Below are 24,373 nucleotides of genomic sequence, written 5' to 3'. Positions count from 1 at the left end.
TTGATCGAAATCGGCTGCCGGTTACCGGTTAACGTTCCGGCCAGGCCGGCATCCGGTAGCAGAGGGGCGCTTCTTCGCGGAGCGTGCCCTCTACTGGCCCGCCCTCCTTACGCCAATACTCGATGCCGCCAAGCATCTCCTTGACGGCGTATCCCTGGCGGGCAAGTCTTGCCGCCGCTTTGCTTGCCCCGTTGCAGGCGGGGCCCCAGCAGTACAGCACCAGCGTCTGGCCGCGTGGCAGCGATTCTTCATCGCCGGGGCGCAGCCGGCCGGAAGGAATGGATACCGCGCCGGGCAGATGCGCCTCCCCGAAGGAGCGGGCATCGCGAACATCGACCAGAATGAAGCCCGCGATGCCTTCGCGGAGATCATACGCGACATCGGCGACATCGGTCTCGAAGGCCTCCTTGGCGGCGAAGTGGGCCGCTGCTTCTACGGGGCCGGCGGCTGGAACGGCCAATACCTGGCTTTTGGGTCGTGCGTTCATGATGATGCCTCCTCATGATTCATCTTTTTGACGGAGCGTCTGTCCTCTTCGTTATTGTAGCTTGAAAGAGATATTGCCGTTATCTATAGTTATAGATAGCAATTATCGAAATAATTGATAATAGAGAGGGTAACGGTATGGAACTTACGTATTTGCGCACGTTCTGCGAGGTAGCGGAAAGCGGCAGCTACACACGGGCCGCGGAGAACCTCGGCTATGCCCAGTCCAGCATTACCGCCCAGATCGCCAAGCTGGAGGAGCTGTACGGCGCGAAGCTGCTGGAGCGCTCCGGCCGGGGGATGGCGCCGACCTTCGCCGGGCGGACGCTTCTCGGGTATGCCCGCCATATTCTCGCGCTGGCGGAGGAAGCCAAGGAAGCCGTCTCGGAAGGGCATTCCGGCGAGCTGACCGTAGGCTCGATCGAGACGCTGGCCGCCTATTTCCTGCCTCACCGGCTGCACCGCTACCGCAGCGCCTATCCCGGTATCCGGCTGCGCGTGGTCCCCGGCTCCGAGCCGGACATTATCGCTTCGGTCCGGAATAAGACAGCGGATTTCGGGCTGATCTTCGACAAGCCCTGTATGCTGGATGACCTGACCACGCTGACTCTGAGCCAGGAGGAGTTCTTCGTCGTCGTCCCTCCAGGGCATCATCTCGCGGGGCGGGAATCGGCGGATTTTGCCATGCTGGCCGGGGAGAAGCTGGTGCTCACCGAGGAGAGCTGCACGTACCGGAACCATCTGCTGCATGAGCTGAAGGAGCGGGGGATTTCGCCCCGGATCGAGCTGGAGCTTGGGAATCTGGAGGGAATCAAGCAGGCGGTCAGGCATGAATGGGGAATTGCTTATCTGCCGGGTTATACGATTAAGGATGAGGTGGAAAAGGGTGAACTGAAGGCAGTTCCGGTTGCTGATGGCGGCGGCCTGGGCTTTCAGATTCAGCTGGTTTACCGCAAGGACCGCTGGCTGTCGCCTTCACAGCGGCGGTTCATCGAGACGATGCAGGGTCTGCCGATGGAATAGGCATCATGGCGGCATCCAGCGGGTTCCCAGCCATCCGGAGTGTGCACAACAACAAGCGCCGCCGGTCGTTCAAGACCAGCGGCGCTTGTTACGTTCAAGTCGGACACGTTCAAGTCGGAAACGTTCATGCCGAACACGTTCAAGCCGAGACAAATTCCAGTCAGGCCGCTGCCTTTGCCGGGAAGGCTTGACTTTCATGGCCCGGCGCCGGCGGATTGGCACGAGCCGGAAACAGTCTCCGCCTGTGGGCCCGGCGCTCCTACCACTTGGAGCCGCCGCCCGACTTGCCGCCGCCTCCCCAGGAGGAGCCGCCGGAGGAGCGGCCGCCCCCGCCCCCGCCGCTGTTGCCGCCCCCGCTGCGGCCACCGCCGCCGCCGAAACCACCGCCGCCGCCAAAACCTCCGCCTCCGAAGGGAGGCGTTCCCGGCGGACGCTGCTGTCTGCGCGCCTGCTCCTCAAGCATCGCCATCTGGGCCCGGCGCTCCTCTTCTTCGCGCTGGCGGATCAGGCGGGCCGCCTCATCCGCGATCTGGGCGACCTGAGCGGCATAGCTCCGGGCCGCTGCCTCCAGCTCGTCGAGGTTGTAGGGTCCGGCGGCCAGGCCGCTCTGCAGCTCCCGGTATCCCGGGACGGACGAGAGCGAGAGTCCGCCCCCCAGAGACAGGCCCTTGCTGCGCAGCTGCATCCGGGCCGCCTCCAGCCGGCTCTCGCCTTCCTGGAGCGCCGCGCTTACGCGGTTCAGCCGGTCGCCAAGCCCGGCGACGGCATCGGACGCGCCGGAGAGCGCGCGGCCGCTTTCCTCCTGGAGCGCCAGCAGGCGGTCCAGTGCGGTGCGGGCCTGCTCGAATTCCCCGCGCTCATCGCTCGTCAGCGCTTCGATCCGGGGCAGCTCGCCCTCCGCTTCCGCTATGCGGCGGCTCCATTCGTCCAGCGCCGCCTGCGGCGAGGCGATATGCCGCGAGTCGAAGCGGCGACCGGCTTCCGAAATCCGGCTCTCCAGCTCGCTCTGGCGCTGGCGGAGAGCGCCGAAGCCGCTGCGGGCCGTGCCAAGATCGCTGCGGTTGCTCTCCCGCAGCCGTGCCTGCCGCTCAGTCATAGCGACAGCATCCTCGACCAGCACATCGACCGCTCCGGAAATGCTCCGCACCTCGTCCATCCGGCCGCTGCTCAGCGGTGCTTCCAGAGTCCCCATCCGGGCGGAAGCCGTCTCCAGATTGTCGTAAGGCTTCACCTTCATGTTCTGAAGCGAGTTCGCCTGGATTACTTCCGCAATCCTGGCCCGGGCAGCCGCCAGGCGTTCCGGAAATTCGCGCAGCTTGTTACGGTAGATCTCAACGTCCTGAATATCCCGTTCGATCTGCTCTTGCTTCGCCTGCGCCTCACCGGCAAGCTCCTGGGCCGCTACCGGATCGAACAGCTCCAGCTGGTCCGCCTTGTCCGTATCCTCGGACAGCTCCTTCAGGTCTTCCGCGATCTCCTGAAGCCCGAATCCCGTCTCCTTCAGCGTCTCCTGAAGGTCCTCGTTCAGCTCGGGCATATCCTGCTTCAGCTCGTTGATCTTCACTTTGACGCCGCGGTCCGCCTCGCTGATGATCGCGATCTGCTTCTCCTCTCCCTCCAGCAAGCTCCGGTAGGAGCCTTCTTTCTCCTGGAGGCCGCCGATTGCCGTCCGCAGGGCTCCCAGCTTCCAGAGTGCAGGGAGGGCTCCCTGATTCTCCGAATTTAAGGTGGAGAGCTCGATAAGCGCGTTCGAGAGACGCGAGGAGATTCCCTCCGCCATTTCGCCAGTCTTGCCCTGCACAATGCCTTGGAACGGCTTCAGAGAATCCAGCGCCCGGTTGGCCCGCACGAGCAGGTCGCCGATCTGCTCGCGCCGCTCCGCCAGCCGCTTGCGCAGCCGGGAGCCGGAGATCGCCACATAGGCAACCGCACCGAGTATCAGCACGCCGACCAAGAGGGCGGCAATCGTTCCCAGCGGGAAGGCGCCTCCTTTGGAGGATGTTGCTGCGCCCCCTTTACCGGCGCCGATGTCATTGAGGGCGCCAGCAAGCGACCGGATGCCGCCCGCGAAATCTCCGCTCTGAGCTTGGGGGATGAAGTAGGCATCGATCACATGCTTGACCGCCGCCGTTCCGGTTCCGGCTCCGCTGCGGGAGGACCAGGAATTCAGGGCGTCCTGGAGCTGCGGATTGATGAAGCTGAGCTCCGCCTGCTGGTCACCGGAAGAGAGAAGCAGCAGGATGTCACGGCCCGACAGGCGCCAAGTGTCGTAGACATCTGCCGCATATGCGGAAGAGGATTCGCCGTTCAAGGAATCGATCGTCAGCACGTACAGATGGTAATTTCCGCTCTCCGCTTCCCGGGAGAGCTCGCTTGCTTCGCCGGAGGTCAGCATTCCCGCCCGGTCGGTTACAATGCCTGTGCGCTCCGGAATCGCCGCTGCGGAGCACAGGCCGGGCAGCCATAACAGGCCGATCAACAGTAACAACACATATTTCTTCAATAGGACACGCTCCAATCGCTGGGACTGTATAGCCTATATTACCTCTAATAAATATACTATATGAGCATTCTGCATCAATCCATAGGGTGATTTCAAATCAACCATATAAAGCCACTTGCCTGCATGGTTCCCGAAAATGCAAAAGGCCGCCCTCCGGCTGACCGGAGAGCGGCTGTTCAAGACTTTAGAGCAGGATGTCTATGTTTATTTTCTGGAGTTGTCGGTGCAGAGCAAAAACTGCAGGCGGGACTTGATCTGCTGCTGCCATTTCACATCTCCGACTTTGACGGCCAGATTCAGCAGATCCAGATAATCATCAACTTGCAGCGACGTCCGGGCGGTAGCGTTCATGGGCATTCAGTCTCCTTCAAACTTGAATTAATTAATCGATAATGAGAATCGTTATCATGTAAATCAATAATGTTATTATCCACATTTTATGAGTAAAATGCAATATGAAAAGTGAATATTCTCACTTTAAATTGTTACAATTTTAGTGATAAATCAAGGTAGGGCGTTTGACTCATAAAAAATTACATTTTCCTCCTTAAGAAGCAGGAATTCTCCCAATATTTGTCGAACCAACTCATATACTTTCCTATTTCTGTTGGTAACCGACAAATAAATCTAAGGAGAAATAGCGATGAAGCGTCATGCGTTCATCCTGCCGTTTCTTGTATTGCTGCTTGCCATACTGCCCGAGGCCGCTTATGCCGCCAAGAAGGAAGTGGCTTACAGGGCGGAGCTGGACTATCCCCCTTATAAATATGTGCAGAACAATTACTTGACCGGGTTTGATATCGATCTGACGAACCGGATCTTTGAGAAACAGATGTACCGCGTGGATTACAGCAGCGAGCCCTGGGAGAGCGTGTACCATCAACTGGCGAACGGGGAAATCGATACAGGCGGCCTGATGGCGGTTAACGCCGATCGGGAGCGGGATATAATCTATTCCAAGCCGGTGATGCAAACCTTCATTTCCGTGTATGCCAGACCGGGATTTACGGATCAGGTCACGCTTAAGAATATGGGGAGCTACAAGATTGGTGTGGGCAAGGGGCAGTACACGGAAAGCGTGCTTTTGAGGAAGGCGGGAATCCGCAGCTACATATCGTATCCGACGGTTGCCGAAGCTCTGGATGCACTGACGAAAGGCCATATCGATCTGCTCTTCGAGAATCAATCGGTTGTCGACTACCTTATTGTCGAAGAGGGGTTATCGGGAAAAATCATACATAAGCTAAGGAATCTGTATCCGGCCGATGTGGCCTATGGCGTGAGCAAGGAATCGGCGGAGCTGGTTCCCTACATCAATAAGCGTCTGCAACTCCTTCAGCGGGATGGAACCTTCGAGCAGCTGTACCAGCAGTATTTCTTCAGCCATTCCAAGGAGTATATGGTTCAGAGGCGCTCTCAGGCCATCCTGGGGCTTGTCGCCGCCGTCCTGCTGATGGTCGCAGGCATTCTCCTTCTTCGCATGTACATCGGTCGCCTGCGCAGAGGGCTTCGCGCCGAACAGCGCTTCACGGAGAGCATTATCGAGCATACAGGCGTGTTCGTGCTGGCGATCCGGGAGGATCGGACGGTCCTGCGGCTTAACAAGCTGGGCGAACAGATTTTCGGTGTCAGCGAAGCGGAGCTGATGGGGAGAAAGCTGGACGAGGCGGAAATTGAAATTCCGGGCGCGAGCCAGATCAAGGAGCTGCTGCATCACGCGGTCGCCTATCATTTTGTCGATCGCAAGGAGCTGCAAATTCCGGAGAACAGTCCGGACGGCAAATTCTATCTATGCCGGACGACGCTGATCAAGGAGCTTGGCGGCCGCGACTCGGATACTTTTGTGCTGATCGGCATTGATATCGATGAACAGAAGCGTAATGAGCTGAAGCTGCATTCCAGCTACTGCAGGCTGGAGTCGGCGAATCGGGAGCTGGCCCATGCCCAGAAGGAGCTTCAGAAGCATAACGAGAAGCTGGGATTCAGCGAACGGCGGTTCCGTCTGGCGGTTGAGGCTTCGGGGGCTTTTATCTGGGAGGTGGACATTGGCGCCTGGAAGTACTGGGTCTCCGAGCGATGGTATGAGACGATGGGGTATTCGGAGGAGGACATTGACTGCTCGGTTGATTCACTCCTGATGCTCGTTCATCCGGACGACAGGGAGCAATCGGATCGCGAGCTTAACGATCATCTTGCAGGCCGCACATCAGTCTATGAGACAGAGTACCGGATGCGGACCCAAGACGGAAGATATCTCTGGTTTGAGGTCAGAGGCAAGTCCATTGGAGATATTGGCGGGGGCCGCCCGCTGTTTATCGGCTCGCTGATCGACATTACCCACCGGAAGCAGATTGAACTCAAGCTGAGCAACAGCTACCAGGAGCTTGAGGCGACTTATGAGCAGCTAACGGCCACTCAGCACGAGCTCATGGAGCATTACGACATTTTGCTTGAGAATCAGAAGGAAATGCATCATCTCGCTTATTTCGATCCCCTGAGCCATCTGCCGAACCGTCCGTATTTGCTGGATGCGATGGAGAGATATTTCCAGTTTCTCGGGGGGAAAGCCGCGCTTCTGTTCGTGGATACCGACAATTTCAAATATATCAATGACACGATGGGCCATAAGTTCGGCGATATTCTGATCCGGCAGATGAGCGAGAGGCTGCAGGAGACGTTTGCCGGGGAAGGAAGTATGCTCTCCCGTCTCGGGGGCGACGAATTCGTGATCTTCGTCAAGGATATCGCAAGCCGGAATGATGTGATGGAAACGGCAGAGAAGGTTATCTGCGAGTTCAAGAAGCCGTTCTCGATCGGCGAGAGCAGCATCTATGTCTCGGTGAGCGTCGGCATTTCCTTCTATCCGGAAGACGGCAGCTCCACGGAAGAGATTCTCAAGAACGCCGATATTGCCATGTACCGGGCCAAAGAGGCGGGCAAAGGCGTTTATGCCGTATACGACAAGTCGATGCATACCGAATTCAGCGAACGGATGATGATCGAGAAGTATCTGCGCGGCGCGCTCGATAATGCGGAGTTTGAGCTGTACTATCAGCCCCAGGTGGAGATCGGTACAGGCTCCATTACCGGCTTCGAAGCGCTGATCCGCTGGAACAGTCCCGAGCTTGGCTTCGTGTCTCCTCTGACGTTTATTCAAATCGCCGAGGATTCGCGGCTCATTATTCCGATTGGACGATGGGTGCTGCGGGAGGCTTGCTTCTTCTTGAAATCCGTGTGCCGGGGCGGGCAGCATTCTTATAAGATTTCGGTCAATATATCGGTGATCCAGCTGCTTCAGGACAATTTTATCGATATGTTAACCGAAATCCTTGACGAAAGCGGCATGTCGCCTGAATGTCTGGAGCTTGAGATCACGGAGTCGGTCTTCATCGAATCCTATGAGCGGACGATCAGCAGGCTGAACGAACTGCGCTCGCGGGGCATCCGTATTGCGCTGGACGATTTCGGCACAGGCTATTCCTCGCTGAGCTATCTGCAGCAGCTTCCAATCTCCACACTCAAAATGGACAAGACCTTCATCGACCCGCTTCCGGGCGATCCCTTCAGCCAGTCGTTCATCCGGACGATGGTGTCGCTGGGCCATGAAATCGGACTTGAGGTCGTTGCGGAAGGCGTGGAGGATAAAGCCCAGCTTGCCTTCCTGAAGGACTCGGGATGCGATAAGGTGCAGGGCTATCTGATCAGCCGCCCGATGTCGCGGCAGCATACGGAGGCGTTCATCCGGCAGCATGGCGGCGGCTGGATGTAAACCATCCGTCTGTCAGTCTCAGGCCAACAAGGGATGCCCGACCGGCCGTAAGCCGGAAGAGGCATCCCTTGTTGGTGTTTAAAGCACGATAATCCGATTCTTCCCCGTCTTCTTCGCTTCATACAGGGCATCGTCGGCCTTTTGGAAGACATAGCTCTTGGAATCCGCGCCTTGAAAGTCATGCATGCCGATGCTCACCGTCACTGACTTTCCTTCCATCTCGGAAAGAAAATGGCCGGCGATGCCGGTCCTTATCCGGTCCATAATGTCCCGCGCTTCCTCCAGCGTCTTGGCGGTCAGAATGACAGCGAACTCCTCTCCGCCGTAGCGGGCGGCAAAATCATCGGTTCCAATGTGGAAGAGCACCTCGGATGCAACCTGCTTCAGCGCGATGTCGCCGACCCAGTGACCATAGGTGTCGTTCACTTTCTTGAAATTATCGATATCGAGAATCGCCAGCTGCATGGGAAAAGGATTGGATTGCTGGTGATCGATCAACCAGCCCAAGTACTCATGGAAAGTCTTATGATTGTACAAATCGGTCAGCGGGTCGATTTTGGACAGGCGGTCCATAATGATGTTCTGAATCCGCAGATCCTGCTCAGTCTTCTCGGAATTCGCAAGGGAACGGATCAGGTCGTTGCCGCGCCGGATTACGCCAAGCCCGGTCAGGGCAAGAGCGGCGAACATCAGGCCGATCAGCAGGCTGTCCGGCAGCTGGGAGGCGTTCAGGCCTTGGACTCCCCCGAGTATCGCCAGAAACAGGAGAGCTCCCGCGGTAGAAGCGAACAGGTAGGAGGTTCTCATGTAGATCATGGAGACCAGCAGCGGGAGGGCCAGAATCAGCGGCCATACACGAACATCCGGGGCCAGAAACGCGACAATCAGAACGGATATGATATAGCTTCCAACCGTGATGGAAACTTCGCTTGCTTCAGGCTTCCATTTGCAGATGCTTTCAAGCAGAACAATGATACCCACAATAATCAAATCAGGCAGAATGAGGCGGCTGTTTAACAGTTGACTTGATGTATGAATAAGCAGCACAATCCAGAAGGCATTCAGCAGCACACGGTTCCAATTGAATTGGCGAGGAGGTTGCAAAGGGTTGGGCATCGAAGTTTCCTCATTTCCAGTGGCAATACCCGAATATATTCGACAGGAATCTCTATTTTTCCTTCCATGTCGAGGGAAGTTCAGAATGTTCGGATTTTGATCAAATTTTCTTGAATTATGACGAGAAAAAATCAACTAATTCATTAAAATACGTATAATAACGAGTTTTTTCATTGACATATTCGTCCGAGTTCGGGTAAACTGCTAATGGCTCAAAAAATCTTGCTGTTCGTATATCCTCAGAAATACGGTTTGAGGGTCTCTACAGGGAACCGTAAATTCCCGGCTACGGATGGGCGCCTTCTTAGCGTGCCCGGGTCCTGGCCGGGATTTTTGCTTGCCTTGCTTCCCAAATCCATTGATTGCTGGAGGAACAGATGAGTAAATATGATGTGATTGTTGTGGGTGCCGGTCCTGCCGGGATATTTGCCTGTTATGAGCTGACGCGGAAGGCCCCTCATTGGAAAGTGCTGTTGATCGACAAAGGACATGACATATATAAACGCAGATGTCCGATTCTGGAGGAGAAGATTCAATTCTGCCCTCCGGCATCCGGACGCAAGGAGTTCGCGGGCTGCCTCCCGGCTTGCTCCATTACCGCCGGCTTTGGAGGAGCCGGCGCATACAGCGACGGCAAGTTCAATATCACGACCGAGTTCGGCGGCTGGATGACGGATTATTTGTCGCCGTCGAAGGTGACGGAGCTGATCCGCTACGTCGACGACATCAATCTGGAGCACGGGGCGACTGAAGTAATCACCGACCCGACGACCGAGCCGATCCGGCGCATCGAGCAGCGTGGCTATGCAGCGGGGCTGAAGCTGCTGCGTGCCCAGGTCCGCCACTTGGGGACGGAGCAGAATCTCGAGATTCTGAAATCCATCTACGAACATCTGAAGACGAGAATCGACATGCTGTTCCGGACCGAGGTTCAGGACATCGTCACGGTCAAAGAGGATGGGGAACACCGCGTTACCGGCGTCGCGCTGAAGAATGGCGAGACCTGCGAGGCCGGACTGGTGATGGTCGCTCCGGGAAGGGACGGCTCGGCCTGGCTGACCGAGGTCTTCAAGAGCCGCCGCCTGAAGATGTACAACAACCAGGTGGATGTCGGCGTCCGGGTCGAGACTTCGGACGTTGTCATGCAGGAGATCAACGAGCATTTGTATGAAGGCAAGTTTATCTTCAATACGTCGGTGGGAACCCGGGTCCGCACCTTCTGCAGCAACCCCTCGGGCCATGTAGTGGTCGAGAATCACAGCGGCGTTATGGCGGCGAACGGACACTCTTACAATGATCCGGCGCTCGGCTCCGTGAATACCAACTTTGCGCTGCTCGTCTCCCACAAATTCACCGAGCCGTTCGACAAGCCCAATGAATACGCGCGCGAAATCTGCAAACGGGCGAATGATCTTTCAAACGGCGGGGTCATTGTGCAGAAATACGGCGATATTCTGCGGGGCCGGCGCTCGACTGCCACCAGAATTGCGGAGGGCTTCGTCGAGCCGACGCTGAAAGAGGCGGTTCCCGGCGATCTCGGCCTGGTTCTGCCGTATACCACCATGAAGAGCCTGATCGAAATGGTTGAGGCGCTGGAGAAGGTCACTCCCGGTATCGCCTCGGAGCATACGCTGTTCTACGGCGTGGAAGCGAAGTTCTATTCCGCTCGTCCGAAGCTGAAGGAGACCTTCGAGACGGAGATTGCCGGGCTCTTCTGCGGCGGAGACGGCGCGGGAATAACGCGGGGACTCGCCCAGGCGGGCGCGGCCGGCGTATGGATTGCGCGGGGCATGCTGGACCGCGCGTAAGAGCGGTCCGATCCCGAAACCGACACAGAAGCTCCTTCTCTTGGTGTCAAGAATTCAGTATATGTGCCGACAGTTCATCATCCAGGATGAACTGTCGGCTTTTTTTCTCAACTGAGTCCTCGCAAGCGTGTCAGGTTCGTAAATTTCAACAATTTTCGCGCCCTCAAGAAGGGACTTTAGTCCTGCCTGTAGAACTGTTCAAATAGCTAACCGGAAAATTATCAAAGGGAGGGTAGTCCGCTATGTGCGCCGCTTGAGGTCATTAATACATACACGGGGCCGCGTCGCCCAGCTTTTTTAATCGAAGTAAGAAAAAATGCAATGATGAGGTGATTGGTTTTTGTTTTCCCAACGACTGCGCATTCCTATGTTTCTGCTTTCTTTTCTTTTAGGGTTTGTTTCCTTAATGCCATCTATGGTTTATGCCGATTCAACCCCGATCGTTAATCCCAAACAAGTCTATACGTACGCCCAAATGACGAAAGATATTCAGGCCCTGGCCGCCGCTTATCCCGATCTGATCCGCTATGAGAGCATTGGCAAGACCGCCTATGGCCGCGACATCTGGGCGGTTGCGCTGGGGAATGGCGAGGCGGCGATTTTTATCAACGGCTCCCATCATGCCAGGGAATGGCTGACGACAACGCTGAATCTGTACATGCTGGAGCAGTATGCCCAGGCTTATGTCCGCGACGGACAAATCGGTAATTATTCGGCCAGGCAAAGCCTGAATGAAACGACCATTTGGTTTGTTCCCATGGTTAATCCTGATGGAGTGACCCTGCAGCAGTTCGGGGCTTCCGCTTTCCCGCAATCGGTGCGGACAAGGCTCATCCAGATGAACGGCGGCAGCGCCAACTTCGATCGCTGGAAGGCGAATGCAAAAGGTGTCGATCTGAATCGCCAATATGATGCGGATTGGGCGCATATTAAAAATGCGGTTTCATATCCGAACTTTATGAATTACAAAGGGACCGCTCCCGAACAGGCCGAAGAAACGGTGGCTCTGGTTGCTTTTACGAAACGGATCGATCCTGAAATCGCGGTTTCCTATCATACCGCAGGCAGCATTTTATATTGGAATTTTCATACCCAGAAAGCCAATCTGTCACGCGATCAACGTCTGGCACGCACTTTTTCATCCGTAACAGGATATTCCCTTGTGGCCCCTTCGACCAATCCATCGGGTGGTGGATATACGGATTGGTTCATTCTAACGTACGGCCGGCCGGCCTTCACGCCGGAGCTTGGAACGAAAACGGGAGAAACCAATCTGCCGATCTCCGCTTTCTCTTCCGAATGGAAGAAGAACAAGACGATTGGCCTTTGGCTCGCGGATGAAGGATATAAGCTGTGGTATCAGAAAAATCAAAGTAAACGGGTGGTCCAGGACTACGCGGCCTCTTTCATCACGACGGAAACCAAGAAGGCTTATAATCAAAGCAACTTCCTGTCCCCGGCATCCATCCAGATCTCGCCGCAGACGCTGCAGTCCATACGCCGATCGGGGAACTGGTTCCTGATCCAAACGTATGCGGGACCGAAGTGGATTTATGAAGCGCATCCTCAGATCGGCCCGGCGGAGACGGTTGATGTGTATTTGGATTTGAAAGACAAAGTTCCGCTCTACGCCTCGCCGCTCGATCAAACTGCCGAAGCGCTGCTTCCGCCGCAGGAGACGCATGCGATTAAGCGCTGGAAATCCTGGTATCTGGTCGAAGTGCAGAAGGAGACCAAATGGATCAATTTGACGAATCAATCGGTTAGAGAGCTGATACCCGTGAATCAGAACCTGACCTTGTCGGAGCCTGTGGCGCTGTACGATGAACCGGGCGGCAAGGTGATCCTGGAAATCAGCGAAGTGCCGCAAGATGTCACTGCTGTTCGGCAGTGGCAGGGATGGGTGGAGATTCAACTGCCTAATGAACAAACAGGTTGGGTCCAGCTGGACTTGTAAATCGCGATGATTTGTAAAGACTTTTGTTTGTTAACTCTTCGAAAAAAGTGCGGAATTCGGGCGAAAAAAGCGGAATATTGCTGAGGAATGCATATCCATGGCGAATTTTACCTGCTATAATGTCATGATACATAACATGAAGGAAGTGGGTCGGAATGCTCTTGCAACATAAGCGTCTCGTTTTCGCCTGGAATGCCGTCTTTTTACTGCTTGCCGTACTGTACGTACTATTGTTTATCGAGATGTTCTGGGTACATAAGCTGGTGCTGGTGCTGGTCTTTATGTCTTCGCTGTTTCTCTCATATGCCGTGTACCGGTCCCGCGGGCGGCTGGATTCGGTTCTGGTCCAGGCAGAGGATCAGGTGCGGACACTCGGCAGCGAAATGCTGGTGACCTCCGACCGGATGCATGGCGCGCTGGCGGAGATCAGCCGGCATAGCGGTGAACTCCAGCGGACCGCGGATATCTCGCATGAACTGGAAATGGCCTTGAAGAGCCGGAGCTATGAAGCCAAAGCTAACATGGAGGGAGCAGCCTCCACGATGAACGGAGTCGCCGGAGCCGCTGAGAGCATTCAGCAGCTTACCGACAAGCTCGGGCGGAGCATGCAGGCAGCCAGCCGGGAGGTCGCCGAAATGGTCGACTCTTTGAAGAATACGGATGAGGTCATGAAAGAGCTTGAAGAGCAGAGCAGCGATATGTTCGAGAAGTTCACCGCGCTCAGCAAGCATATCGCGACTGTCGAGAGCATTAATGAAGTCATCGTCGGCGTCGTGGAAGAGACGTCGCTGCTCGCGCTCAACGCGTCCATTGAAGCGGCGCGCGCGGGTGAGCAGGGAAGAGGGTTCGCGGTCGTCGCCGGCCGTATCCGCAAGCTGGCGGATCAAAGCCGCTCGTCGGTGGACCGTTCTTCCGCGCTGCTGGTCGATATCAATCATGGCGTGCGGCAGGTGCTGGAGTCGGTAGACAGAGAACGCACCTCCGTCGATCGCGGAGTGAGCGAAGTCGGCTCCGTTAAAATGCGTCTCGCCGGGATGTCGGGAACGGTCCGAATCGTGGATGATGCGGTGGAGGAGACCGTGAAGGCGACCGTTCGCCAGAGCGAGCTCATCGCCGGGGCGCTGGACGAGCTGACCGGGGCGGTCGGCCTGCTCAACGAGACGATTGCCAGCGTCGACGTTACGCTGGAGCAGGTGGACCGGCAGCGGAGCCAGATTGGCGAGCTGAACGGCGTCAGCGCCCAGATGCTGGCCGAGTCCCAGGCGCTGCGCGAGTCCGTCGCGGAGATCGCCGGCAGCCACAAGATTCAGGACAGCCATTACGCGGAGAAGCTGGAGGATGCGAAGAAGCTGCTGCTGCGTCTGGTCGCCAGAGAGGAGCTTCGCATTCCCGATACGGGCACGCACAAGAAGGTGCTGTCAGGCTTCCTGACGGATTCGGACGGCGTTCAGGCGATCTGGTCCAACCGGACGGACGGCACGTTCATCTTCTCCCAGCCGGAGGCCGGTCTGCTTAACGCGAAGCAGCGGGATTGGTGGATCGGGGCGATGAATGAGGGGAATTATGTATCCGAGCCTTATATCTCGGCCATTACAAAGCGCCCCTGCATTACACTCTCGCGGTCGATTACCGACGAGAGCGGGAACAAGGTCGGGGTTGTCGGCGTCGATCTTGCGGTGTGAGATATACCGGCACCCGGCCACGGGCTTACTTCTACAAGGCATCGATCTCGAATCGCACCTTTAATCTGCATCTGTAGTCAGACGCCCTGGCCCTAACCGGCCGGGGCGTTTTTTCATGGAGACGGCGGCGGATGATAGTTGGACAAACTGGGGTCCTAAGCCTATAATGACCGGTATCTATGGATATGGGGGCTTGTAACGATGTCTTACGCAATTACGATCCTGCTGCAGCTGCTCGAACGGGCGGCGCTGCTCCTGATGACCCTGTTCGTGCTGACCCGGATTCCGCGGTTCAAGGAGATTTTTCAGAAGGGGGCCTACGCGCCGCCCGAGCTGTTCATCGGTACTGTCATCTTCAGCCTGTTCGCGATCTTCAGCACGTACAGCGGGATCAAGGTGGAGGGCTCGCTGGTGAATGTCCGGATTGTGGCGATCATGGCGGGGGGCATCCTGTTCGGTCCATGGGTGGGCATGATCACCGGACTGATCTCCGGCGTTCACCGGTTCCTGATCGACATTGGCGGCGTAACCTCGGTTCCCTGTCTCATTACGAGCGTTACCGCGGGGATTGTCTCCGGGATCATTCACCGCCGCGTTCCGGCCGGGCACCGCTGGAAGGTGGGGATTCTGGCCGGGATGAGCTGTGAGGCGCTCACGATGCTGCTGATTATCGCAATGGCGCATCCGATGTCGCTGGGCATCGAGATCGTCTCCAAGATCGCTTTCCCGATGATCGTTAGCCAGGTCAGCGTCGGGCTGATCGTCATGCTCGTGCAGAGCGTTGAGGGCGAGAAGGAACGGATCGCCGCCCGGCAGTCCAAGCTTGCGCTGGATATCGCCAACAAGACCCTTCCCTATTTTCGCAGCATCAATCCCGAGTCCCTGCGCCGGATCTGCACAATCATTAAGGAGGATATCGGAGCCGATGCGGTTGCGATCACCGACACGAGATGGATTCGCGCCTATGTCGGCGTCGGGGAGGAATATTATGCGGAGAAGAACGAAATTATTAGCGACGAGACGAAACAGACGCTGTCGAGCGGGGAGATCACGATCCGCAACAATGACACGGACTACAATCATCAGCATATCCGGTCCCTCATTATTATTCCGCTGAAGGAGAAGGGCGAGGTTACGGGGGCGCTCAAAATTTATTACACCAAGGCCCACAAAATCACCTATTCCCTGCAGGCGATGGCCATCGGCCTCTCGCAGATTATTTCCACGCTGATGGAGGTCTCGCGGGTTGAGGATATCAAGGAGATGGCGAACAAGGCGGAGCTGAAGGCGCTGCAGACGCGGATCAATCCGCATTTTCTGTTCAATGCCCTGAATGCAATCGCCTCCTCGATCCGGATCGACCCGGACAAGGCGAGGGAGCTGATCGTGAATTTGTCGGGCTATATGCGCTACAATCTGGAGCTGACAGATGACTTTATTGATATCCGCAAGGAGCTTCAGCAGGTCCGCTATTATGTCGAGATTGAAAAAGCCCGCTTCGGCAAGCGCCTGAACGTTCTATACGACATTGATGATGAGGCGGAGGTGCGGATTCCAAGCCTGATCATCCAGCCGCTGGTCGAGAACGCCATTGTGCACGGGATTCTCAAAGACCGGGGAGCGGGTACGGTCACAATTTCCGTCAAGGACCGGGGGGAGAGCGTGGAGATCGGCATTGCCGACACCGGCGTTGGCATCAGCGAAGAGACCATCCAGAAGGTATATGCCGGCGATATGCCGGAGAACAAGATCGGGCTGTTCAATGTGCATCAGCGGGTGAAGCTGATTTACGGCGAGGGACTGCGCATCACGAGAGCGGACAAGGGCACCATCATTACCTTTACGGTGAAAAAGGAGCATCGATGACATGAGAGCCATCATTGTCGAAGACGAAGAACTGGCGAGACAGGAGCTGGCCTATCTGATCCGGGCACACAGCGGGATCGAGATCGTTGCCGAGTTCGAGGATGGGCTGGACGCGCTGAAATATGTACAGGCCAACGAGGTAGATGTGCTGTTTCTCGATATTAATATCCCGTCTGTGGACGGCGTGCTGCTGGCCCAGAATATTAGCAAGTTCTCGGTGAAACCCTATATCGTGTTCATCACCGCGTACAAGGAGCATGCCGTTGAAGCGTTCGAAATCGAGGCGTTTGATTACATTCTGAAGCCGTACAATGAGACGCGGATCAAAGGGATGCTGGCGAAGCTGGAGACGGCGGCCTCGGCCCGGCATGCGGGTGTGAAGGAAGAGCGCAGTCCGGTCAGCAACAAGGTCAATCTGTGGGAAAATGAGAAGATCATCGTCGTCGACGCCGACGACATCTATTACGCTTCGGCGCAGGAGAAGACGACCAGCGTATTCACGCGCAGCCACGAATATTCGATGGGTGTCAGCATCAGCGAATTTCACGGCAGGCTGCCGCAGGACCGCTTCTTTCGCTGCCACCGCTCCTTCATCGTGAACCTCTCGAAGATCAAGGAGATTATACCGTGGTTCAACAATACGTACCTGCTCCGGCTGCGCGATCTGGACTTTGAAGTGCCGGTAAGCCGCAGCAAGGTGAAGGAATTCAGGCAGCTCATGAGGCTGTAGAGGCACTTCATTCCGTCTTTTTGTCATTTCATTCCGCATTTGAGCCGTTCATTCCGCTCCTGGTCTACAATAAAGAAGCAATAGAGCGCTCGCGATATGAAATGATAGCGAAAGAAGGGACCGGCCATGTCGGCAGATCAAAAAAGCAATCGCTTTCTTATTGTACTCGGAACCATACTGACGCAGATGGGTCTTGGCACGATTTATACCTGGAGCCTGTTCAACCAGCCTCTTGTTACGAAATTCGGATGGGAGCTGAGCTCCGTCGCAATTACCTTCTCCATCACCAGCTTCGCGCTGGCCTTCGCGACGCTGTTCGCCGGCCGGCTGCAGGATCGCATCGGCATCCGCAAGCTTACTGCGGCAGCGGGCATCGTGCTCGGACTCGGGCTGATGCTGAGTTCACGGGCAAACTCGCTTCCAATGTTCTACCTGCTTGCAGGCATTGTTGTCGGCTATGCCGACGGAACCGCCTATATTACTTCTTTGTCTAACCTGATCAAATGGTTCCCGCGCCGCAAGGGCCTCATCTCCGGTGTTTCGGTCGGCGCTTACGGAACGGGCAGCCTGATCTTCAAATATGTGAACGGCAGTCTGATCAGCTCGGTGGGCGTATCGGCCGCCTTCCTCTACTGGGGACTGATCGTGATGGCTATGGTTGTGGTCGGCTCGCTGCTGATCCGGGAAGCTGCGGTGTCTCCGGCCGAGAGCGGAAGCGCACACAATGCCGCCGCCGTCCAGGGACAGGCGGAGATCAGAGATTACACCGTCCGTGAAATGCTGCGCACGAAGCAGGCATATCTGCTGTTCGTTATCTTCTTCACCGCCTGCATGAGCGGGTTGTACCTGATTGGCATCGTGAAGGATATCGGCGTGAAGCTGGCTGGACTTGACGTGCAGACCGCCGCGAACGCCGTGGCGATGATCGCCATCTTCAATACAGCCGGACGCCTGGTCCTGGGCGCGCTGTCCGACAAGATGAGCCGCTTGAAGCTGGTCGGCTGCACGCTCGCCGTAACGGCAGCCGCAGCACTGACCCTCAGCTACGCGGAACTGAACTTCGGCCTCTTCTTCGCCTGTGTGGCTGCCATCGCCTTCTGCTTCGGCGGTAACATCACTGTCTTCCCGGCGATCGTCAGTGACTTCTTCGGGCTGAAGAACCATAACAAGAACTACGGCATCATTTATCAGGGCTTCGGCTTCGGTGCACTGTCCGGCTCGTTCATCGCCGCCTTTCTCGGAGGCTTCCAGCCGACCTTTGTCACCATCGGGGCGCTGTGCCTGCTCTCCAGTCTGATCGCCCTGAGCCTGAAATCGCCGACGGCATCCCGCCGGGAGCCCGAAGCAGGCAAGCAGGCGCTCCGTCCGCGCCGCGCATAACAGCTTCCAGGCTGTTCGCACATTCCCATACATGGAAGCATCAGCTTAAAAGGCTTCGGCACTGGCAAGCTGACTTCATAGATGAAACCAAATAGATAAAGACAAATATGTCGGCTAAACAAAAAGGCTGCTCAGCGGACCCACGGGGGACGGGAGCAGTTTTTTTGCGTGGAAGAGACCGCTTGGGGCAGAATGGCTCCGGACATTCGTACGAGCGGGAACTCTCATCAAACTCTAATGAAGCTGTAAAGCCGTTCTCATGCTTCAGGATATAGGATAGAGGCGGACACAATGAAACGGGGAGGAAAAGATATGAATTCACAGGATTTGGCCAAAAGGTTCAGGGTATACGTGCTGCTGGTTGCTCTGGTTGCAGGAGGAGCCTGGAGTGCAGGGACGGCAGCTGCTCGTCCGTTGTCCGAAGCGGATTTCGAGTCCGGGATGACAGATTCGATGACGCCTACGCCTTCAGGCTCACAGATGGTTGTTACAGCTTCGGGATATGATTTTGACAAAGGGAAGACGTCGATTGAACTGCCGGTCCGGACCAAGAGCATTGACATAACCAATACAAATGGGACAATCGACATCAAGCAGGGTAGTACGGCAAAGCTGGAAGTTCTTACGTCGGTCACAGTGGAGGATGCGTCCAAGCAAGAAGCCCAGGCCATCGCTGACTCCGTTCAGCTGTCTATATCCAAGGGAGATGTGCTGCGGGTGAAAGTCGATGAGAAATCGAAGAACAAACCGCAATCCTACTCTGTCAGCGTTCATTTGTCGGTCAATTTGCCTGCCGGTTCAACAAGCGGTGTAAAGGCTGAAGTTACAAACGGCAATCTTTCTTTGTCAAATATTGAGAGCGCAGGTACAATCGAATTGACGGCCACAAACGGCAATATCTCAGCGAAGGACATCGCCCGTAATCTGTCTCTTTACTCGGTCAATGGCAATATTTCGGTGGATAAAGCCGGCAGGAGCGTACAGGCCGTAGTAACCAACGGAAACATACAAGCGAGCGGCATTTCAGGGCCTCTCGATTTGGAGACGACAAACGGCAATTTGCTGGTTAAGGATGCCGCATCATCGATCAAGGCGGCTGTGTCCGCAGGCCATATTCAAATTGAAAGCTTCAAGGTCGGCGGCAATTGGGAGATATCTTCCAAGGTGGGGGGCGCGTCGCTGTCCTGGCCCAAGAGGGCGGACGTGATAGTGGAAGGAAAATCTGCACTCGGCGGAATTCAGACGGATTATACGCTGAACGTCAAGAACGGGAGTGTCTCCGGAACGATAGGCAAGGGAACTTATCATATACAGGCCGAGGTGCTGTCCAATCTGTCGCTGATGAAGAGACAATGATGCACAAAGGGGATTGGAAGGTTGAAAGAACGCGTTCTGATAATCGAAGATGAGACAGCCATGATTCGGCTGCTGGAATTGGAACTGACTTATGAAGGCTACGAAGTCACAGTGGCGGAGGATGGGTGGATTGGCGTTGAGAAAGCGCTTGGCGCAAGCTTTGATCTGATTCTGCTTGATTTGAATCTGCCGGGTATTAGCGGCATGGAAATATGCCGGAGGGTCCGGGAGGTGAAGAAGACTCCGATAATTATGCTGACGGCCAGGGATACGGTCAGGGACCGGGTCAAGGGGCTGGACACCGGGGCTGACGATTATTTGCCGAAGCCGTTCGCGATCGAAGAGCTTCTGGCGCGGATGCGTGCACTTAAGCGCAGACTGTTACCCGGCGAAGAGTCCGAGGTGCTGCAGGCGAAAGACCTGATGCTGAATGTCACCTCACATTCGGTTAGCCGGAACGGGCAGCCTATCGACTTGTCTTCCCGGGAGTTCGAGTTGCTCCGCTGTCTGCTGTCGAACAAGAACCGGCTGATGAACCGGGAGGCTCTGCTGAATCTGGTCTGGGGCTACTCCTATCAGGGGGAGACCAATGTGGTGGACGTCTATATCCGCTATGTCCGCATGAAGGTGGACGAGGGATTCGGAGACAAATTGATTCATACGGTGCGGGGCGGCGGCTACATTCTGCGGGACTGAGGTGGGACTATGAAGACATGGACATTCTCGCGCAGAGTTGGCGTTTCGATTGCGGCGGCTTCACTCGTTGTTGCGATATTCGTCAGCGGATTCGTCTACTTCACGTTCAGACATTGGAATGCCCAGCAGGAGGCCGAACTGCTGGAGACCCAATTGAAGCAGTTCGCGCAGCAGCTGGGAGAGGTCAGCTTTCTTCCTTCTCTGCTGCAGCCCGGCAAGGGAGAGGGGACAGGCGTGTCGGCCGTTTTTAAGCCGGATCTGGCGGCTTTTGCCGAAGATCTTCATGAAGGACAGCGGCTTCAACTGCTCGATTCGGACGGACATGTATTGGTCGAAATGGGAGCGCATCCGGATGAACGGGTAAGGTATGAGGCGGAACGAAGCCTGCATATTCCCGTATATGGTGCCGTCACCCTGAGGCTTGCGGACCTGGAGAGCTCCCGGAGCGCGGTCGCAGAACGGGAGATCGGCAGGCTGCTGCTGGTCGGCCTGGGTCTGGCGGCAGGCCTGGCGCTTGTTATCGGGAGAATAGCGGCGCATTCCGCAGTTAGACCGATTCGGGGCATGGTGCTGGAGATCAAAGAAATCGGCGCGGACAATTTGTCGCGGCGGCTTCCGCTGCCCGCTTCCCGGGATGAATTGTACCAGTTGGGAGAGGCCTTCAACAGTCTGCTGCATCGTCTGAATCTGTCGTTCGAACAGCAGCGGCGATTTGTCGCCGATGCGTCGCATGAACTGAAGACGCCGATAGCGATTATCGAAGGACATACCCGTATGATTCAACGCTGGGGGAGTCAATCGCAGGATGTGGTAGAAGAATCGCTAACCTATATGGTGGACGAGACCGAGCGGATGAAACAACTGGTTGCCCAGCTCTTGCTTCTCGCCGAAGCGGAAGAACCGCTGATGGAGGGTGAGGAGACGGCCTGCAATTTACGGCATGTTCTGGGCGAGATGCTTCCGCAGATGCTGCATGTGAATCCCGGTGTTACGCTTAACGGTTCGGAGGAAGCGGCTGGAGAGGCGCTTTCCGTACGTATGCCCGCCGGAGCCTGTTATCAGACGGTGCGAAACATTATAGAGAACGCATTCAAATATACGCCTCCGGGGGGCGAGGTGGGCATCACGATTCGGCAGGAGGATAATTACACCGTGCTGGTTGTCGCCGATAACGGAATTGGCATATCCGAGGAGCAGCTGCCGCATATCTTTGAACGGTTCTACCGCGCGGAAGGCTCCAGAAACCGGAACCGGGGAGGGTCCGGTCTGGGACTTGCCATTACGGCGGCTCTGATGAAGCGGTACAAAGGTTCGATTGAAGTCGCAAGCTCGCCCGGAGAAGGTACGGCGGTCACGCTCCGGTATGTCCGGGTCCATTAGCCCTTTTGATCCGGCTCGACCGGCCATTGAAATCTTCGCCTTACAAGAACGAGCCTGCACGGTAGAGAGGCTTTCTGCTAAGATAAGGAGAGTGTCCTCCGCTGCCATCGGGATGGACTAACCGCAGCGCCGATGCGGGAAGGGCAGCGGGATTCAGTGCCGAGGAGGAGATAGAGATGCCACACTGCCAGACAGGCAAGGCCGAGCTGTATTATGAGGAGAAAGGCGAGGGTAAACCGATCGTTCTGATTCACGGTTATACTATCGATCACAGGCTGATGAGCGGATGCATGGAGCCTGTATTCCGGGAGAGAGCAGGCTGGAGAAGAGTGTATCTGGATCTTCCAGGAATGGGGAAGACGCGCGGATATTCGGAGATCGAAAATTCCGATGAGATGCTGGAGGCTGTGCTCGCCCTGATCGACAGTATGCTTCCCGGAGAGAGCTTCGCGCTGGCGGGCGAATCCTACGGCGGCTATATCGCAAGAGGCATCATCGCGAAGATGCCGGAACGGGTGAACGGGGCAGCCCTTATCTGCCCGATGATCATACCGGAGAAGCAGGACCGAACACTTCCTCCGCACACCATCATCCGGCAGGATGCCAGTCTTGCCGAGAGACTGACGCCGGAAGAGCTCGCGGACTTCGCTTCGATAGGCGTCGTGCTCAATCCTTATACCTGGAGCCGGTATAAGGAGGAAATTGTACCGGGCTGTCTGTTGGCCGACGAGCTATTTCTGGCCAAGATTAAAGCCCGTTACGGCTTTTCCTTTCCGGTTGATCGGGAGGAGTTCCGCAAGCCGGGAGTTCTCCTGGCAGGCAGACAGGATTCCAGTACCGGCTATGAGGATGCCTTCAGCATCCTGAAGATGTACCCCCGGACGACCTTTGCCGTCCTGGACCGTGCCGGACATAATCTGCAGATCGAGCAGCCCCGGCTGTTCGAGAATTTGATTATGGAATGGCTGGATCGGGTGGAAGAAGAGGCTGGACAGTAGGCAATGGGGTTGTTCCTATTTGCATAGTTCTCGAATCTAACCGCAACCAAACGCAGACAAGCGGAACCCCGCCGGCGGCAAGCCAGCGGGGTTCCGCTTGTTCCTTATGAAGGAGTTCCTGTCCCGCCGTCGTCTTAGCCTTCCAGCAGCAGCGCTTCCGGGTCTTCCAGCAGCTCCTTGACCTTGACGAGGAAGCTTACCGCTTCCGAGCCGTCCACGATTCGGTGATCGTAGGAGAGGGCGATATACATCATCGGACGGTTGACCGTCGTCTCTTCATCGAGTGCGATCGGACGAAGCTGAATCTTGTGCATGCCGAGTATGCCGACCTGCGGCGCGTTCAGAATCGGCGTCGACATCAGGGAGCCGAATACGCCGCCGTTGGTAATGGTGAACGTGCCTCCCTGGAGATCGGACAGCGCGAGCGTGTTGGCGCGGGCCTTCGACGCCAGATCGGCGATTTGGCGTTCGATCTCCGGAAAGCTCAGCCGGTCGGCGTCCCGCACAACCGGAACGACGAGCCCTTCCTTGGCCGATACGGCGATGCCGATGTCGTAGAACTTCTTGATGAGCAGATCCTCGCCGTCAATCTCGGCGTTCAGCAGCGGGAAGGCCTTGAGCGCGCCCACGACCGCCTTGGTGAAGAAGGACATGAAGCCGAGGCCGATGTCATGCTTCTCCTTGAAGGCATCCTTCCGGCGCTTGCGGATGTCGAGAATGGCTGTCATGTCCACCTCGTTGAAGGTGGTCAGCATCGCCGCCGTGTGCTGCGCTTCGACCAGGCGGCTGGCGATTGTCAGCCGTCTGCGCGACATGCGCTTGCGCTCGACGTCCTTGCCGCCCTCCGCCTTCGGCGCGGAGGGCGGGGGCGTCACGGCCGGCGCGCTCTGCGAAGCCGCCGGTGCAGCCGGCGCGGCGGCCGGGGCCGCGCCGTGGGTGTCCACATCGGCCCGGCCGATCCGGCCGATGGGATCGCGCGCGCCGACCTCGGCGAGGTCGATGCCGCGCTCGCGCGCGAGCTTGCGCGCACCGGGCGTAGCCAGGTACGCGGGGCCGCCGGGGGCCGGGGCTTCCTGGGCCGCCGCCGGGGCTGTCGCTCCGCCCGGCTGTGCCGGCGGAGCTTCGGGGGCCGGAGCGGCCTTCGCCGGCTCCGGCTGCTTCGGCGCATCGGCGCTCTGGCCGCCAGCCGCCTGCGGTGCGGCGGCTCCGGCCTCGCCGATGACGCCGATGGCCTCGCCGACGGCGACGTTCTCGCCCGCCTGGCGTAGAATTTGGGCGATCACGCCGCTCTCTTCGGCGCTGATCTCCAGATTGACCTTATCCGTCTCCAGCTCGGCCAGAACATCTCCCTGGCCGACGGAATCCCCTTCCTTGACCAGCCATTTATAGATCGTACCTTCGGTAATCGATTCGCCCAGATCGGGCACCTTGATTTCAGACACAGGCCGCTACCTCCCCAAAATATTTTGCGCTGCTAGGACACCGCCCCTTCACGGGACGGCACAACCGCTTAGGCTTGACATGGAAGAAAGGTTCAAGCTGGACGCTATTCCAGAAGTGATATCTTCTTGGCGGCAGGCGGACCGTCCGGGCTTAAAGACCAGGGCCTCAGCCCGCCTGCCC

At 56.8% G+C, this 24,373-nt stretch carries 17 protein-coding genes and 1 riboswitch; of the genes, 12 read left to right on the top strand and 5 right to left on the bottom strand.

Annotated features, from left to right (window positions below):
- Positions 1–28: 28 nt before the first annotated feature.
- Positions 29–487: a rhodanese-like domain-containing protein gene (locus KIH86_RS21575; RefSeq protein WP_223084438.1), complete on the bottom strand. Its 459-nt coding sequence runs from the start codon at positions 485–487 to the stop codon at positions 29–31.
- A gap of 137 nt (positions 488–624) precedes the next feature.
- Between KIH86_RS21575 and KIH86_RS21570 the strand changes: the two genes are divergently transcribed.
- Complete coding sequence (locus tag KIH86_RS21570) at positions 625–1,509, top strand: LysR family transcriptional regulator (protein ID WP_223084437.1); 885 nt, start codon at positions 625–627, stop codon at positions 1,507–1,509.
- A 259-nt stretch (positions 1,510–1,768) separates the two neighbouring features.
- On the opposite strand, the gene KIH86_RS21565 is transcribed toward KIH86_RS21570, so the two are convergent.
- Both KIH86_RS21565 and KIH86_RS21560 read right to left on the bottom strand, forming a co-directional pair.
- On the bottom strand, positions 1,769–4,012 hold the full coding sequence (locus KIH86_RS21565; RefSeq protein ID WP_223084436.1) for a TPM domain-containing protein: 2,244 nt from the start codon (positions 4,010–4,012) through the stop codon (positions 1,769–1,771).
- A gap of 204 nt (positions 4,013–4,216) precedes the next feature.
- A complete protein-coding gene (locus KIH86_RS21560; RefSeq protein WP_223084435.1) occupies positions 4,217–4,363 on the bottom strand; it encodes a hypothetical protein in 147 nt (48 codons plus the stop codon).
- Between the two features lie 292 nt (positions 4,364–4,655).
- On the opposite strand from KIH86_RS21560, the gene KIH86_RS21555 reads away from it, so the two are divergent.
- On the top strand, positions 4,656–7,781 hold the full coding sequence (locus KIH86_RS21555) for an EAL domain-containing protein (RefSeq protein ID WP_223084434.1): 3,126 nt from the start codon (positions 4,656–4,658) through the stop codon (positions 7,779–7,781).
- A 78-nt stretch (positions 7,782–7,859) separates the two neighbouring features.
- Here the strand turns inward: KIH86_RS21555 and KIH86_RS21550 are convergent, their stop codons facing one another.
- Positions 7,860–8,897, bottom strand: a complete 1,038-nt coding sequence (locus KIH86_RS21550) for a GGDEF domain-containing protein (RefSeq protein WP_223084433.1) — start codon at positions 8,895–8,897, stop codon at positions 7,860–7,862.
- 209 nt (positions 8,898–9,106) lie between these two features.
- A riboswitch (purine riboswitch) is annotated at positions 9,107–9,206 on the top strand.
- Between the two features lie 68 nt (positions 9,207–9,274).
- Between KIH86_RS21550 and KIH86_RS21545 the strand changes: the two genes are divergently transcribed.
- The 10 genes from KIH86_RS21545 (at position 9,275) to KIH86_RS21500 (ending at position 22,750) form a co-directional block, all read left to right on the top strand.
- Entirely contained in the window at positions 9,275–10,705 is a 1,431-nt protein-coding gene (locus tag KIH86_RS21545; protein WP_223084432.1) for an NAD(P)/FAD-dependent oxidoreductase, read from the top strand.
- Positions 10,706–11,180: 475 nt separating this feature from the next.
- Positions 11,181–12,662 carry a M14 family metallopeptidase gene (locus KIH86_RS21540; RefSeq protein ID WP_235775532.1) on the top strand — a complete coding sequence of 494 codons (1,482 nt, stop codon included), beginning with the start codon at positions 11,181–11,183 and terminating at the stop codon, positions 12,660–12,662.
- A 155-nt stretch (positions 12,663–12,817) separates the two neighbouring features.
- On the top strand, positions 12,818–14,344 hold the full coding sequence (locus KIH86_RS21535; RefSeq protein ID WP_223084431.1) for a methyl-accepting chemotaxis protein: 1,527 nt from the start codon (positions 12,818–12,820) through the stop codon (positions 14,342–14,344).
- Positions 14,345–14,545: 201 nt separating this feature from the next.
- Positions 14,546–16,210, top strand: a complete 1,665-nt coding sequence (locus tag KIH86_RS21530; RefSeq protein WP_223084430.1) for a sensor histidine kinase — start codon at positions 14,546–14,548, stop codon at positions 16,208–16,210.
- Position 16,211: 1 nt separating this feature from the next.
- Positions 16,212–16,940 carry a LytR/AlgR family response regulator transcription factor gene (locus KIH86_RS21525; protein WP_223084429.1) on the top strand — a complete coding sequence of 243 codons (729 nt, stop codon included), beginning with the start codon at positions 16,212–16,214 and terminating at the stop codon, positions 16,938–16,940.
- Positions 16,941–17,066: 126 nt separating this feature from the next.
- A complete protein-coding gene (locus tag KIH86_RS21520; RefSeq protein WP_223084428.1) occupies positions 17,067–18,320 on the top strand; it encodes an L-lactate MFS transporter in 1,254 nt (417 codons plus the stop codon).
- Between the two features lie 312 nt (positions 18,321–18,632).
- Positions 18,633–19,676 carry a DUF4097 family beta strand repeat-containing protein gene (locus KIH86_RS21515; protein WP_223084427.1) on the top strand — a complete coding sequence of 348 codons (1,044 nt, stop codon included), beginning with the start codon at positions 18,633–18,635 and terminating at the stop codon, positions 19,674–19,676.
- 21 nt (positions 19,677–19,697) lie between these two features.
- Positions 19,698–20,372, top strand: coding sequence for a response regulator transcription factor (locus tag KIH86_RS21510; RefSeq protein WP_223084426.1), 675 nt, complete (start codon positions 19,698–19,700; stop codon positions 20,370–20,372).
- Positions 20,373–20,381: 9 nt separating this feature from the next.
- Entirely contained in the window at positions 20,382–21,752 is a 1,371-nt protein-coding gene (locus KIH86_RS21505) for a sensor histidine kinase (RefSeq protein WP_223084425.1), read from the top strand.
- A 176-nt stretch (positions 21,753–21,928) separates the two neighbouring features.
- Positions 21,929–22,750, top strand: coding sequence for an alpha/beta fold hydrolase (locus tag KIH86_RS21500; RefSeq protein ID WP_223084424.1), 822 nt, complete (start codon positions 21,929–21,931; stop codon positions 22,748–22,750).
- Positions 22,751–22,884: 134 nt separating this feature from the next.
- Here KIH86_RS21500 and odhB read toward each other — a convergent pair whose 3' ends face one another.
- Complete coding sequence (gene odhB, locus KIH86_RS21495; RefSeq protein ID WP_223084423.1) at positions 22,885–24,192, bottom strand: 2-oxoglutarate dehydrogenase complex dihydrolipoyllysine-residue succinyltransferase; 1,308 nt, start codon at positions 24,190–24,192, stop codon at positions 22,885–22,887.
- Positions 24,193–24,373: the final 181 nt, after the last annotated feature.

It is taken from the genome of Paenibacillus sinensis (assembly GCF_019904155.1).
GTDB lineage: Bacteria > Bacillota > Bacilli > Paenibacillales > Paenibacillaceae > Paenibacillus_AQ > Paenibacillus_AQ sinensis.
The sequence above is the reverse complement of the archived record's forward strand: the minus strand, read 5'-3'. Positions and strand labels throughout refer to the sequence as shown.